Consider the following 13,850-nt stretch of genomic DNA (forward strand, 5'->3'; position numbering starts at 1 on the left):
AAATTAGAGTTTGGCAGTTTCTGTAGACTTCTCTGTTTGTTCGACAATGGTTCCTTCGGTGAGATCACGGTACCCCTGCAGCACGACTAAATCCCCTATTTCCAGTCCGTCAAGGATTTCAGTCTTCCCTTCACTTGTCATTCCAACACTAATGCGGGCTTTGGCGGCGACCTGCTGATTATCCTGATCCTCCACAACATAGAGGAACTTGCCGTCGGCATCAGACAAAATAAGTTCGGTAGGTACGACAATCGTAGAATCCCGTGTATAATCGATTAGCTGAATCACCACAACCTGGTTAGGCTTCACGACAAAATCCACCTTAGGCATGCGCATCTCAATTTTGAACGTACGGTTTTCCAGGTTAATGATTTCGCTCACCGCGATGATGGAAGTTTCGATCTTTCGGTTCACAATCGGGAAAAATACTTCTACATGATCCCCTTTCTTAAAGTCTCCAATAAAGCGCTCCGAAACGTCTGCTTCAATGTACATGTCATTTTGATTTACAATCTGCACCAAAGGCATCCCAGGCTGAGCCATCTGTCCAACCTTTGCTTCTACGGCATCGACACTTCCGGCAAACGGAGCCCGGATGATGGTCTTACTCAACTGCGTCTCAAGTGTTGTTAGTTGCCTTTCAAGTGATTCCTTACGGTTTTTTGCTTCGAGGTATTGAATTTCCGTTCCGATCTTTTTCTCCCACAGGTTACTCTGGCGTTCAAAAACTGCCTCGGCAAGCTCAAGCGCTGTTTTTACCTCTGCAATATTATTCCGGATGATCGCATTGTCAATTGTTACCAGGATGTCCCCTTTCTTCACGACATTTCCTTCTGAAACACGAACCTGTTGAATGGCACCTCCCGTTTCAGAAGAGAGAAAAACATTCGTACGGGAAGCAACATTTCCGCGAACATCAATTGCGTGTGTAAAGCGGGTAGGCTGAACCGGGCTTGTATTCACCAGAATTGCATTACTTCGTTGCTCTGATACTCCCTCCAGCGAGGCGATCTCGCTTTCAAGCTCACGGATTTTCACATTGATCTCGTGTAATTCTTTTTTGTATTCCGCTACTTTTTCTTTTTTCGCTTCCAGCGAATCGTTCCCACTGGAACAACCAGCCAGAACAGCGGCAGATACGGTGAGATATAAAAGGATATTTTTCATTCGATTTGAGGTTTCTAAGTTGTTATTTTCAGTTTTGTTCTATCAGGACGCCATATGCCTTTTGAAGCTCAACCTTCGCGATAAGCGCATCATAGAGGGCGTTGTAGTAATTCGTTTGTGATTCTTTATAGTCCGCATCGGCATTGGTGACTTCGATGCTGGAACCCACTCCTTCTTCGTATTTTATCTTCGCGACATTATATACTTCCTCGGCGAGATCCATATTCTCCAACTGGGCCTTCAGGTTATCTACAGCGAGCTGGTAGTTGGTGGCCGACTGCTGAATTTCGACATCGATTGAGTTCTGCAGTTGTTCCCTGGAGTTTTCGAGCTGTAACGCCTTGATCTTGCGCTGCTGGATCTGATGACTTTTTCTCAGGCCATCGAAGATGGGTAATTGCATTCTCACACCAACCGCACTGTAGTCAAACCAGTTTGTCCCCGGTTTGAATAATTCACCACTTGATTGCGTTCCGGCTGTTGCACCCAACGCACCATAGAGGTCGATGTCTGGCAGATAGCCCATTTTCACGTTTTTAATGTCCAGCTGATTCAATTCAATATTGGTTTGGAGATAGGACATCTCAATCCGTCGATTGTAATCGAAATCCTGAAATACCTGCGCAGGAACTTCCTGGAAAATCAATTCATCGATGGTATCCTTCAATTCGAGGTCGTCTTTTGGTGACATGCCCATCTGAAATTTCAGCAGGGCCTTGGACAAGGCAACTGACCTGGCAATGTTATCCTGCTGGACCCGGATATTGTTGAATTGCACCTGAATCCGGTTTACATCAATTTTTTCAGCAAAACCATTTTCATACAATGCCTGGGTTTCCTGAAGGAGCGTATCAAGACGCTGATAGTTTTTGAGAATCAGTTCCTGCCGCTCCTGATTCACCATCGCCAGATAATACGCTTTGCTAACTCCTTCGACAACATCGATCTTGGTACGGATCCGATCCTTGTAGGAAAGCTCTGCAAATGTTCTGGCTGCCCTCAGTCCTACAAAGAAACTTCCATCGAAAACCATCTGGTTTAGGCTAATATTGGCATTTCCCGCATACTTGGTCCCGAACTGAACCGGGAAGAATTGAGGATCCGGGGTAGGCCCCGGTTCCAGCAATCCCTCTCCCTGAAGGACGTCATATACCGCCGGGGAGATGAAATCCTGGATGAAACTTGTCTGAATTTTTATGTTATAGGTAAGGTCAAGGTTGCCGTTCAGCTGGGGCAAGCCGTCGGAAATCGTTTCCTTCACAACGTAATCGGAAATCTCCGTTTCAAGGTTCGCATTCAGGTATTCCTGGTTATGCTCAAGTGCATAATTTATACACTCCTCGAGTGTTAATGCAGTTTCCTGTGCGAAAGATGTTGTGGCGACAACGGACAGAATTAGTAGGACAATTATATTTCTCATAGCTCTGAAGCTTCTTTTTCATTAAGGTAGCTTTCATACAGTTTCACCCCTTTTTCAGTGAGTATTCCCCGTATGAAATGTTCAAAAAACTGCATTTGAGTAGACGGAAGATCAAATTTATCCGGTGGAAAGAGCTGGTTATCAAATGCCATCTGCACCTGTTCCAGGCGTAATTTGGCCATTACCTCTACATCTATATCCTTACGAAAACATCCCATCTCGATCCCTCTTTTCAGGTTGTCGGTGATTGTTCCGTATATGTGGTCGTTTTTAAATTCCAGCCAGATCTCCCATGCAGTCGGATGATACTTGCGGATATCAAAAAGCAGGGATGGATTAATGTTCTTAAAATCCTTCCTCATGCAAACAGAAACCCTTGTAAGCTCGTCTATAGGGTCTTTGGATACCTTGTAGATTTCATCGTACTCCTCCTTCTCCTTATCCATATGGCGGCGGAATGCCGTCGTTACGATCTCATCCTTATCCTTGAAATACTGATAAAGCGTTTTCTTAGACATGGATAAATGATAGGCGATGTCATCCATCGAAACACTGCGCACACCGTATCGCTGAAATAATTCACTGGCTGCGGCAATTATCTTCTCACTTATTTCCATTGTTTTAACCAACTTAACATTAACTTAACACCGTGGAAACTTTTAACATGATCAAAGTTTCCTGGGTTTATAGCAGTCCTAACGAACGCCATTTGAAAAGGTTCAGTAGAAAGTGTATTTTTTTTAAATTATTTTTCAATCATGAAACAGGACGGAAAGGAAGAACATCTTCACCTGAAGATTCGGGGGCATGAAATCGTCATTCATTATTATCGCCATGGGTATGGCAAGCGCCATCTGCTTACATTTCACGGCTTTGGTCAGACAGCCCCGGATATGTTCCCGCTGGAAGACAATTCAGTTTATACAACCATCCACTTCGATATATTTTACCATGGAAAATCATTTTGGAGCGATTCACTGGGCTCGCTTCAGCCTGATATCTGGAAGGAGATTCTGGTGGCTTTCCTGGATCATGAAAGAATTGAACGATTTTCACTGATGGGCTTCAGTATGGGCGGGAAGTTTGTTCTTGCATCACTGCACGCGCTTCCGTCCCGCGTGGAATCGATCATCATGCTGGCACCCGACGGCATTAAAACAAGTACCTGGTACAGCCTTGCCAGTTATCCGCTGGTGATCAAGCCATATTTCAGAAGTATGATCGTGAAGCCCTGGCGATTCTACAACCTGGTGAACCTGGTGGAAAAAGCCGGTCTGCTGGATAAAGGTCTGAGTAAATTCGCCTCCCTCCATATGGATACACGCAAAAAAAGACGACGGGTCTATTATTCCTGGATTATGTTCAAACCCCTTACATTCCGAATGAAGGAAACCGCAGACCTGATAAATCAATATGAAATCCCATTAACCATCTACGTAGGAAAATATGACCGTATCATCACCCCCGATGCGATGGAAAACCTGCTTAAATATGTAAGAAAGGCCGACCTGATAGAAATTGAAAGTGGTCACAACCAGCTAATTGCAAAGGTTGCCGCAATACATAGGCAAAAAAGTATCTAATTCATTATTTTTGTTATTCGGATAAACCCCTGATACTCTTGAATACACGCATACGAAATAAATTAATTCAGCTTTCACGTACCGATCCTATGCCTGTATCCTATCGCAGGCTCATTGTTACAACGGATCTTGGTTTGAACATGGATATAAAACATGAGAAGCAGCTTCTGGGAGAGATCCTGGATGAAATATCCGAAACTGAACATGAGGCGGGAAGACCTTTGCTTAGTGCGCTGGTGAAAAATGGCAAAAACGGACAGGACGATCGCTTTTATAAAATGTGCGAACGACTGGGTCTGGGAGAATGGAAAGAATTGAAAAAAGATAAATCATTCAAAAAAGACCATATCGATGCTTGCCATGAATTCTGGTCGGATGAGAAAAACTACAAGAAGTTCTTCTAGCAGGCCTCTTTTCCAATTCAGCAAAAGACCGTACTTCTTTATTTTCTTTTAGCTACTTTTGCAGCATAATAGCAATGCAATCATGATGATCCGTTTCTTCCTTGGACTGCATGACACCGTTTATGCCGTCGGAACCTCCCATACCCTTTCTCAAGAAGATATAACAAAACTGTGCTGGCTGTTCGGTGACGCCGAGTCGCTTGAGCAGGATGAACTCTCAGGCACCCACATAGGGCCGAGGAAAGAAATGATCACTCCGTGGAGTACAAATGCGGTGGAGATCACTCAGAATATGGGAATCAGGGGAATTCAGCGTATTGAAATGTTCCACCGGGCCGATGAAGATCATCTTGAATTCGACCGGATGCTGCAAATGAAATATTCAGGGCTTGACCAGGAAATTTTTGATATTGCCCATGACCCGGAACCCGTACGTGAAATCAAAGATATTGCAGCTTACAACAAAGCAGAGGGACTGGCGCTGAGCGATGAAGAAATTGAATACCTGGAATCGGTAAGCAGGGATCTGGGAAGAAAACTCACCGACAGCGAAGTATTCGGATTCTCACAGGTAAATTCTGAACACTGCAGGCACAAGATATTTAACGGGGAATTCATCATTGACGGTGAAACTAAACACCATACGCTGTTTCAGCTCATCAAGGAAACTTCCAAAAGAAATCCCAATTTCATCGTTTCCGCCTATAAGGATAATGTTGCCTTCATCGAAGGTCCGGAAGTAGATCAGTTTGCGCCTGTCCGACAGGACATTGCCGACTTCTTTGCCACCAGACGCATTGAAACCGTTCTCAGTCTGAAGGCTGAAACACATAATTTCCCGACAACGGTAGAGCCATTTAACGGAGCGGCCACCGGCAGCGGCGGCGAAATTCGCGACCGACTGGCCGGTGGTAAAGGCAGTTTACCGCTCGCGGGAACAGCCGTATACATGACCTCCTATCCACGCACTGCGGATGACAAGCCGTGGGAGAATGAAGTTCCGGAACGTCCGTGGTTGTACCAGACACCCCTGGATATTCTGATTAAGGCCTCAGACGGAGCCAGTGACTTTGGAAATAAATTTGGGCAGCCGCTGATCAGTGGAAGCCTGCTGACATTCGAGCACAAGGAAAATGATTCGGTCCTTGGGTATGATAAGGTAATCATGCTTGCCGGTGGTATCGGATTTGGAAAAAAATCCGACAGTCAGAAAGGTCAGCCCGTAGCGGGCGACAGAATCATTGTCATGGGTGGTGATAATTATCGAATCGGTATGGGCGGAGGAGCAGTCTCATCGGTTGATACCGGTGAATTTGACAACCGCATTGAGCTGAATGCTGTACAGCGAAGCAATCCGGAAATGCAGAAACGTGTAATGAATGCCATCCGCGCGATGCAGGAACAGGCGGAGAATCCCATCGTTTCGATTCACGATCATGGTGCCGGTGGGCATCTTAATTGTCTTTCCGAACTGGTGGAAGCATCAGGCGGCCGAATTGAGGTGAACAAGTTACCCGTTGGCGACCCGACCCTTTCCGACAAGGAGATCATCGGAAACGAATCCCAGGAGCGCATGGGACTCGTGATGCATCAAAAGGATGTGGAAACCCTCAGAAAGGTTGCTGAACGTGAACGCGCGCCTATTTACGAGGTCGGTGAAGTAACCAGTGATCATAAATTTGTTTTCGAAAATAAAAAAACCGGTCATAATCCGATGGATTGGTCTTTAGGACACATGTTCGGATCATCTCCCAGGACGATACTTGAAGATACGACCTCAACAGAATCCTTTGCCCCTGTTTCCTATGATGCTGATATGCTCAACCAGTATATCGAACAGGTATTACAGCTGGAAGCAGTAGCTTGTAAAGATTGGCTGACAAATAAAGTAGACCGTTCTGTAACCGGAAAAGTTGCCACACAACAGACCTGCGGGTCAATTCAGCTTCCGCTGAACAACGTAGGGGTGATGGCGCTGGATTATAGCGGATTTGAAGGTGTGGCTACTTCGATTGGCCATGCGCCGGTAGCAGCCCTGGCCGATCCGGGTGCCGGATCAAGACTTGCTGTAGCTGAAGCACTAACCAACCTGGTATGGGCGCCGCTGCGTCACGGCCTGAACGGCGTATCCCTGAGTGCCAACTGGATGTGGCCAACACGAAACGCCGGAGAAAATGCCAGGCTCTATGCAGCCGTAGAGGCACTTAGTGAATTCGCAATTTCGCTGGGAATCAACGTACCTACGGGAAAAGATTCACTGTCGATGACGCAAAAATATCCAGATGGAAAAACCGTTTCTTCACCTGGAACAGTCATCGTAAGTTCGGTGGGTGAAGTGAGTGATATTCGCAAAACCATAACCCCCGTAGCGGATAGCCAGGCCGGAGGCAGCATTTACTATATTGATTTTGCAGGAGGCGCGTTTTCCCTTGATGGAAGTTCTTTTGCCCAGGTAATCAGCAAAATCGGCGCGACACCGCCGGATGTGCAGGATAGTGAATATTTCGCCAAATGCTTTCATGCCATTCAAATTCTGGTAGGTAGAGAACAGCTGGTCGCCGGTCATGATATTGCATCAGGAGGATTGATCACGACACTGCTCGAAATGTGCTTCCCTTCAACCGAGTGCGGCCTGGATCTTGATCTTTCTGAATTACCGGAATCGGATCTGGTTAAAATACTCTTTTCTGAAAAACCCGGCGTTGTTGTTCAGGTAAGGGATAATGATATCGCAAATGAGGTTTTTGAGAAATATGATCTGCTTGCCTACAGAATCGGACAGGTAACAACCAATCATTTGGTGGACCTGAGGCATCGTGGAAAACGTTTTCAGCTGAATGTTCATGAGTTAAGAAATACCTGGTTTACCAATTCATATCTCATGGACCGGAATCAACGCGAAACCAGCCACGCGGAGCAGCGATATGCAAACTTTGCCGTTCAGCCCCTAAACTTTCATTTTCCGGAACAATTCAGTGGTTCCCTGGCAGATCTTGATCTGTCACTTCGCCGTACTTCCCCTGGTAAAATCAAGTGCGCAATCATACGTGAAAAGGGCGTGAACGGTGACCGTGAGATGGCCTGGACCCTGTATCAGGCAGGTTTCGAGGTGAAAGATATTCACATGACTGATCTGATCAGCGGACGAGAAGACCTTTCGGATGTTCAAATGATCGTTTTCGTCGGTGGTTTTTCCAATTCCGATGTATTAGGATCAGCTAAGGGCTGGGCAGGAGCCTTTATTTATAACGAAAAAGCCAACAAGGCTCTGAAAGACTTTTATGCAAGGGAGGATACATTGAGCCTGGGAGTTTGTAACGGCTGTCAGCTTATGATGGAATTAGGTTTGTTATACCCGGACAGGCCCCATCATCCGAAAATGCACCATAACAGCTCAGGGAAATTCGAGTCGGCCTTTGTAAACATCGAAATACCGGAAAACAATTCAGTCATGTTAAGTGCGCTGGCAGGATCACGGCTGGGAGTATGGCTTGCACATGGTGAAGGAAAATTTGTTTTGCCTGAAGGCAAACAAAATTATGGTATCGCGGCACAGTATGCATACGAAAATTATCCGGGCAATCCGAACGGTTCAGATTTTGCGACAGCGGCACTCATATCGGAGGATGGGCGTCATCTTGCCATAATGCCGCATATTGAACGGTCATTATACCCCTGGAACTGGGCATACTATCCTTCCAATCGAAGTAAAGATGAAGTTTCACCCTGGATTATACCGTTCATTTCTGCACGAATCTGGCTTGAAAATCAAAATGTTTTGTAGCCGACAAAATTGTTTTTATTTCCAATTGTATTAACGAATTGGGTTTTTTTAGGTAATTTCATAGGCCCTAAATTCTAGAAGACCCATGAAAAAACTCTACTCAATTGCACTCTTAATTCTTCTGACGGGTTGTTTCAGTTACAAAGAATTGCCCGTCGAGTACGACTACAGCTACCGTGGCCGGTTTGATAAGTATAATTCCTATGATTTCATTCGTCAGGAAGAGAACTTCACTGACTCAAAGACAGAGATCAGCGGCATGATCCGAGGTTCTATTGAATCACACATGAATTTTCTGGGTTACAAATTAAGAGACCGAAAGCCCGATTTACTTCTTTCCTACACTGTTTACATGGACAGTCTGAATTTCCGGGGTTATTCACAGCCGGATATCGAGGAATGGATGCGAAAGAAAGATCGCGATCTGTCCTATGATCAGTTAAAATTAAATATTCCGCGGGGCACACTGCTGATTCAGGTTTTTGACCGGAAGCAAAATGTTTCTATCTGGCAGGGGTATGCAACCGACAATTACGGAGATGTAAATTTTGCCGATCAGCGCGAAGTACGCAATGCTGTTCGCTCAATCCTCAACAAATATCAGTTCTTTGCAGATGGGTTCCTGGAGGAAAAGAAAGAACTCATGACACAAACACCATAAGAATTTTAAAAGGCACTTGTAATTTTTTAAAAATAAATATTACCTTTGCCATCCCAAATTCGAGGGGAAAATGCCCGATGGTGTAACTGGCAACACGTCTGATTTTGGTTCAGAAGAGTCTAGGTTCGAGCCCTAGTCGGGCAACTTATCAAAAAAACGAGGGTGGGCCGCTTGTCCACCCTCGTTTTTTCACCGAAAATAGGTATGTCGAAAGTAAAAATATTTTCCGGAGAAAGTTCACTCTACCTGGCTGAAAAGATCGCCAAGGCGTATGGAAAGCCCCTGGGCGAAAGTACGCTTCAGCGCTTCAGCGACGGTGAAATCTCTCCATATTTCGGCGAATCTGTTCGTGGTGCGGATGTTTTTCTGATCCAGTCAACCTTCCCGCCTACCGACAACCTTCTTGAATTATTATTAATGATCGACGCAGCCAAACGCGCAAGTGCAAAGTATGTGACGGCTGTGGTTCCTTATTTTGGCTATGCGCGACAGGATCGGAAAGATAAGCCGCGTGTATCGATCGCTGCCAAACTAATGGCAAACCTGCTTTCTGCGGCCGGAGCAGACCGGATTATGACATGCGATCTTCATGCAGATCAAATCCAGGGATTCTTTGATATTCCGCTGGATCACCTCGACGGAACATCCATTTTCATACCGTATCTCAAATCAATTCAATTGCCTGATCTGATCTTCGCGTCTCCTGACGTAGGTGGTGTAAAGCGGACAAGGGCATTTGCAAAGTTCTTTAACGCTGAACTGGTTGTCTGTGACAAACACCGTCAACGTGCCAATGAAGTGGCTTCAATGCGTCTTATTGGAGATGTGGAAGGCAAGGATGTGGTCATGGTCGATGACCTGATCGATACGGGAGGAACCATGTGCAAGGCAGCAGCCCTGCTAAAGGAAAAAGGAGCGAACTCGGTACGTGCGGTGGTAACACATCCGGTACTATCGGGTAATGCCTATGAGAATATTGAAAATTCAGTTCTTGAAGAGCTCGTGGTTACAGATACCATTCCATTGAATCGGGAATCTTCAAAAATAAAAGTACTGACCGTAGCCGATCTCTTTGCAGGCGCGATCAGGGCCATTCATGAACATGGCTCCATTAGTGCATTATTTATACAATCGTAATTACTAAACTAAATTAAATATAAGATGAAAACAGTTGAGATTATAGGGTTTAAAAGAGCAAATCTCGGCAAATCAGAGTCCAGAAGGCTTCGTCTGGAAGGAAATGTACCATGTGTGATTTATGGTGGTGAAGAACAAGTTCACTTCCACGCGCCAATGTATCTTTTCCGTGACCTGGTTTATTCCGACCGTGCCCATTTTGTTACCCTCAACATTGAAGGTGATATTTATCAGGCAATTATGCAGGATATCCAGTTCCACCCGGTAAGTGAGGTACTCCTTCACGTCGATTTCCTTCAGCTTTTCGAAGGCAAATTTGTTAAAATGGATATTCCGGTTCACTTTGAAGGAACATCCCCTGGTGTAACGAAAGGTGGAACACTGATTAAGAAAAGAAGATACCTGAAAATTAAGGCGCTGCCTAAAAACATGCCTGAATTCATTGAGGTTCGTCTTGAAAAACTTGACTTCGGACGATCTATCAAGGTAGGTGAAATTAACGAAGTAGATTTCGAAATCCTGGATCCGAAAATCGCATCCGTTGCGGTTGTGGAAATTCCACGTGCACTTCGCGGTAAAACTGCTGAGGAAGAAGCTGAGGAACTGGAAGAAGAAATGGCTGCAGCTGAAGCTGCTGAAGGTGCCGAAGGTGCTGAAGGCGCTGCTGAAGAAAGTGCTGAATCCTAATTATTCCGCATCAGAATACAAAATCCTGTCATGGCTTCATGACAGGATTTTTTTTATCATTTTTGTCCTATGAAATATTTGATTGCAGGTTTGGGTAACATCGGAGCCGAGTATGAACTAACTCGTCACAACATCGGCTTTCTTGTACTCGACTACCTGGCCAAAGAGAAAGATGCCTCTTTCAAGGTCGAGCGACACGCGATGAAATCAGAGTTCGCACATAAAGGCCGGAAAATTCACCTCATCAAGCCCACCACATACATGAACCTGAGCGGCAAGGCTGTCCAATACTGGCTGCAGGAGTTAAAAATACCAAAAGAGAACCTGCTGGTGGTCGTTGATGACTTCGCCCTCCCCTTCGGTAAACTTCGTATGCGTGCGAAAGGCTCCTCTGCCGGTCACAATGGCCTCAAGAGTATTGAAGACCTTACCGGCGGACAAAATTACCCCCGATTAAAGTTCGGGATCGGTGATAATTTCCATAAAGGGCACCAGGTTGATTATGTTCTGAGTAATTTCAGCAAGGAAGAATTCAGGGAGCTGGAATTCCCTATTCAGAAAGCCTCTGAAATGATCCTCTCCTTTTGCAGTATCGGGATCGTCCGCACCATGAATGAATTTAATGACTAGCACATGAAACATCAGATCAACGCCTCCCTGCAGGTGATACCGATCGGCCATCCTGCAGACAAAACAGCTTATGGACTGATAGACGATGCTATCGGGGTCATCAAAAAATCGGGGTTGCGATTTCGTGTCACACCGATGGAAACTGTTATCGAGGGGCCTTATGATGAGGTCATGAACGTGATCAGGGCAGCTCAGGAAATTCTTCTTGACAACGGAGCCCAGGAGTTAGTGGCACATATCAAAGTGCATATTCATGCCTCCCGGGATATTTCTTTCGAGGAAAAAACAGCGAACTGGGAATCCTAGCTCACTGTTGATCCGTTATCAGCGCTGTCTGTAGGAGCGAGAAAAATAAGTCTTCCATCCGAATCTTCTGCCATAAGAATCATTCCCTGTGATTCAATACCCATCATCTTTCGCGGTGCAAGGTTCACCAGAATTGTAACCTGCTGGCCGATGATTTCATCCGGGTGAAAGTGTTCTGCAATTCCGGAAAGAACCACGCGTTGATCCACACCGGTATCCACCAGGAGCTTCAGCAGTTTTTTTGATTTATTCATTTTCTCGGCCGACAGGATGGTTCCCACCCGCATATCCAGTTTCGCAAAATCATCATACTGAATTTGCGGTTTAACCGGTTCTGGTGCAGTCTTTTCGCTGGATTCTTCTGATTCATTGGAAACCCGGGTTGCTTCCAGCTTATCAATTTGCGCCTGTATGGCATCATCTTCAATCTTTTCAAACATGAGTTCGGCTTTGTTAATTTCAGTACCGGGTTGCAGTATATCGGGCTGTCCGCCGTACTGCCAATCTACCGAATCAATTCCAAGCATGATTCTTAATTTCTCCATTGAAAAAGGAAGGAACGGATATCCGACGATAACCAGGTTGGCCGCAACCTGAAGCGCCAGATTTAAAATGGTCGCAACACGTTCCGGGTTCGATTTTATTTCTTTCCAGGGTTCGGTGTCAGCGAGATATTTATTCCCCGCCCTTGCAAGGGCCATGAATTCGTTTTGAGCTTCCCTGAATTTAAATTGATCAAGCGCCTGGCCCACCAACTGCGGCGCCTTTCTGATCTGTTCAATCAATTCCTGATCAATATCGAAGAGACTATTGGCAGCAGGCACAGACCCTTCAAAGTACTTATGTGTAAGGACCAACGTCCGGTTGATAAAATTTCCCAGTATCGCCACCAGCTCGCTGTTATTCCGCGCCTGGAAGTCCTTCCAGGTAAAGTCATTGTCCTTGTTCTCGGGCATATTGGAGCACAGGGCATATCTCAGCACATCCTGCTTTCCGGGAAATTCTTCCAGGTATTCATGCAACCATACTGCCCAATTCTTTGAAGTACTGATTTTATTCCCTTCGAGGTTCAGAAACTCATTGGCTGGTACATTATCGGGTAAGATGAAACTCCCCTCAGCTTTCAGGATAGCCGGAAAGATAATACAGTGAAAAACAATATTATCCTTGCCAATAAAGTGAATCAATCGGGTCTCCGGATCTTTCCAGTAAGGTTTCCAGTCCTTCCCTGTTTCATCGGCCCATTCCTTGGTGGCAGAAATGTAACCAATCGGTGCATCAAACCATACATACAATACTTTTCCTTCTGCCCCTTCAACAGGCACTTTCACCCCCCAATCCAGGTCGCGGGTCATTGCGCGGGGTTTAAGCCCCCCATCAATCCAGGATTTACACTGGCCGTATACATTCGATTTCCATTCCTTATGGTCTTCCAGAATCCACTTACGAAGCCAGTTCTCATAATCACCCATCGGCAAATACCAGTGCCTTGTTTGTTTGAGAATTGGTTCCGATCCGCTAAGGGCAGATCGCGGGTTGATCAATTCAGACGGACTAAGCGATGTTCCGCATTTCTCACACTGATCACCATAGGCATTGTCAAACCCGCAATTGGGGCATGTACCAACGATATATCTGTCGGCCAGAAATTGCCCGGCCTCTTCATCATAATACTGTTCTGAGGTGGTCTCCTCAAACACCCCTTTCTCATAGAGATCACGAAACATCTCAGAGGACGTTTCGTGATGTACCGCCGAGGAAGTTCTTGAATATATGTCGAAGTCTATACCAAAATCACGGAAGGAATCCCGAATCAGGGCATGATAGGTATCCACAATTTCCTGGGGAGTTTTCCCCTCCTTGCGTGCCTTAAGGGTAATAGCCACCCCATGCTCATCCGATCCGCAGACAAAAACAACATCCTCTTTTTTACTTCTCAAATAGCGGGCATATATATCTGCGGGAACGTAAACTCCCGCCAGATGACCAATATGCACAGGACCATTGGTGTACGGCAATGCTGCCGTTATGGTATGACGTTTGAAAGATTTTTTCGACATAATCAGGTTTT

At 45.6% G+C, this 13,850-nt stretch carries 12 protein-coding genes and 1 tRNA gene; 9 read left to right on the top strand and 4 right to left on the bottom strand.

What is annotated here, in order from left to right; genetic code table 11:
* Window positions 1-3 precede the first annotated feature (3 nt).
* The 3 genes from LDX50_RS17070 to LDX50_RS17080 are packed head-to-tail and all read right to left on the bottom strand — an operon-like array spanning window position 4 to window position 3,204.
* The gene (locus tag LDX50_RS17070) at window positions 4-1,167 is read right to left on the bottom strand and encodes an efflux RND transporter periplasmic adaptor subunit (RefSeq protein WP_225698519.1); all 1,164 of its coding nucleotides are present in this window, start codon (window positions 1,165-1,167) and stop codon (window positions 4-6) included.
* A gap of 28 nt (window positions 1,168-1,195) precedes the next feature.
* Complete coding sequence (locus tag LDX50_RS17075; RefSeq protein ID WP_225698520.1) at window positions 1,196-2,587, bottom strand: TolC family protein; 1,392 nt, start codon at window positions 2,585-2,587, stop codon at window positions 1,196-1,198.
* Window positions 2,584-3,204: a TetR/AcrR family transcriptional regulator gene (locus LDX50_RS17080; protein ID WP_225698521.1), complete on the bottom strand. Its 621-nt coding sequence runs from the start codon at window positions 3,202-3,204 to the stop codon at window positions 2,584-2,586. The genes LDX50_RS17075 and LDX50_RS17080 overlap by 4 nt, the downstream gene beginning before the upstream one ends.
* A 141-nt stretch (window positions 3,205-3,345) precedes the next feature.
* On the opposite strand from LDX50_RS17080, the gene LDX50_RS17085 reads away from it, so the two are divergent.
* From LDX50_RS17085 to LDX50_RS17125, 9 genes are all read left to right on the top strand, one after another.
* On the top strand, window positions 3,346-4,170 hold the full coding sequence (locus LDX50_RS17085) for an alpha/beta fold hydrolase (protein ID WP_225698522.1): 825 nt from the start codon (window positions 3,346-3,348) through the stop codon (window positions 4,168-4,170).
* 38 nt (window positions 4,171-4,208) lie between these two features.
* Window positions 4,209-4,574 carry a hypothetical protein gene (locus tag LDX50_RS17090; protein WP_225698523.1) on the top strand — a complete coding sequence of 122 codons (366 nt, stop codon included), beginning with the start codon at window positions 4,209-4,211 and terminating at the stop codon, window positions 4,572-4,574.
* 85 nt (window positions 4,575-4,659) lie between these two features.
* On the top strand, window positions 4,660-8,358 hold the full coding sequence (gene purL, locus LDX50_RS17095; RefSeq protein WP_225698756.1) for a phosphoribosylformylglycinamidine synthase: 3,699 nt from the start codon (window positions 4,660-4,662) through the stop codon (window positions 8,356-8,358).
* Window positions 8,359-8,443: 85 nt separating this feature from the next.
* On the top strand, window positions 8,444-9,019 hold the full coding sequence (locus LDX50_RS17100; RefSeq protein ID WP_225698524.1) for a DUF4136 domain-containing protein: 576 nt from the start codon (window positions 8,444-8,446) through the stop codon (window positions 9,017-9,019).
* 71 nt (window positions 9,020-9,090) lie between these two features.
* A tRNA-Gln gene (locus LDX50_RS17105) sits at window positions 9,091-9,163 on the top strand.
* Window positions 9,164-9,223: 60 nt separating this feature from the next.
* Entirely contained in the window at window positions 9,224-10,156 is a 933-nt protein-coding gene (locus LDX50_RS17110) for a ribose-phosphate pyrophosphokinase (protein WP_225698525.1), read from the top strand.
* A 24-nt stretch (window positions 10,157-10,180) separates the two neighbouring features.
* Entirely contained in the window at window positions 10,181-10,843 is a 663-nt protein-coding gene (locus LDX50_RS17115) for a 50S ribosomal protein L25/general stress protein Ctc (protein WP_225698526.1), read from the top strand.
* A 69-nt stretch (window positions 10,844-10,912) separates the two neighbouring features.
* A complete protein-coding gene (gene pth, locus LDX50_RS17120) occupies window positions 10,913-11,473 on the top strand; it encodes an aminoacyl-tRNA hydrolase (protein WP_225698527.1) in 561 nt (186 codons plus the stop codon).
* 3 nt (window positions 11,474-11,476) lie between these two features.
* Window positions 11,477-11,779 carry a thiamine-binding protein gene (locus LDX50_RS17125; RefSeq protein ID WP_225698528.1) on the top strand — a complete coding sequence of 101 codons (303 nt, stop codon included), beginning with the start codon at window positions 11,477-11,479 and terminating at the stop codon, window positions 11,777-11,779.
* Here LDX50_RS17125 and metG read toward each other — a convergent pair.
* Entirely contained in the window at window positions 11,776-13,839 is a 2,064-nt protein-coding gene (gene metG, locus LDX50_RS17130; protein ID WP_225698529.1) for a methionine--tRNA ligase, read from the bottom strand. The two genes, LDX50_RS17125 and metG, sit on opposite strands and share 4 nt — an antisense overlap.
* Between the last annotated feature and the right edge of the window lie 11 nt (window positions 13,840-13,850).

This window comes from Fulvivirga sedimenti (genome assembly GCF_020328055.1).

Coding starts and splice junctions, on each gene's coding strand:
- LDX50_RS17070 (WP_225698519.1), bottom strand. CDS start 1,167: ATGAAAAATATCCTTTTATATCTCACCGTATCTGCCGCTGTTCTGGCT.
- LDX50_RS17100 (WP_225698524.1), top strand. CDS start 8,444: ATGAAAAAACTCTACTCAATTGCACTCTTAATTCTTCTGACGGGTTGT.
- LDX50_RS17085 (WP_225698522.1), top strand. CDS start 3,346: ATGAAACAGGACGGAAAGGAAGAACATCTTCACCTGAAGATTCGGGGG.
- LDX50_RS17110 (WP_225698525.1), top strand. CDS start 9,224: ATGTCGAAAGTAAAAATATTTTCCGGAGAAAGTTCACTCTACCTGGCT.
- pth (WP_225698527.1), top strand. CDS start 10,913: ATGAAATATTTGATTGCAGGTTTGGGTAACATCGGAGCCGAGTATGAA.
- purL (WP_225698756.1), top strand. CDS start 4,660: ATGATCCGTTTCTTCCTTGGACTGCATGACACCGTTTATGCCGTCGGA.
- LDX50_RS17125 (WP_225698528.1), top strand. CDS start 11,477: ATGAAACATCAGATCAACGCCTCCCTGCAGGTGATACCGATCGGCCAT.
- LDX50_RS17080 (WP_225698521.1), bottom strand. CDS start 3,204: ATGGAAATAAGTGAGAAGATAATTGCCGCAGCCAGTGAATTATTTCAG.
- metG (WP_225698529.1), bottom strand. CDS start 13,839: ATGTCGAAAAAATCTTTCAAACGTCATACCATAACGGCAGCATTGCCG.
- LDX50_RS17115 (WP_225698526.1), top strand. CDS start 10,181: ATGAAAACAGTTGAGATTATAGGGTTTAAAAGAGCAAATCTCGGCAAA.
- LDX50_RS17075 (WP_225698520.1), bottom strand. CDS start 2,587: ATGAGAAATATAATTGTCCTACTAATTCTGTCCGTTGTCGCCACAACA.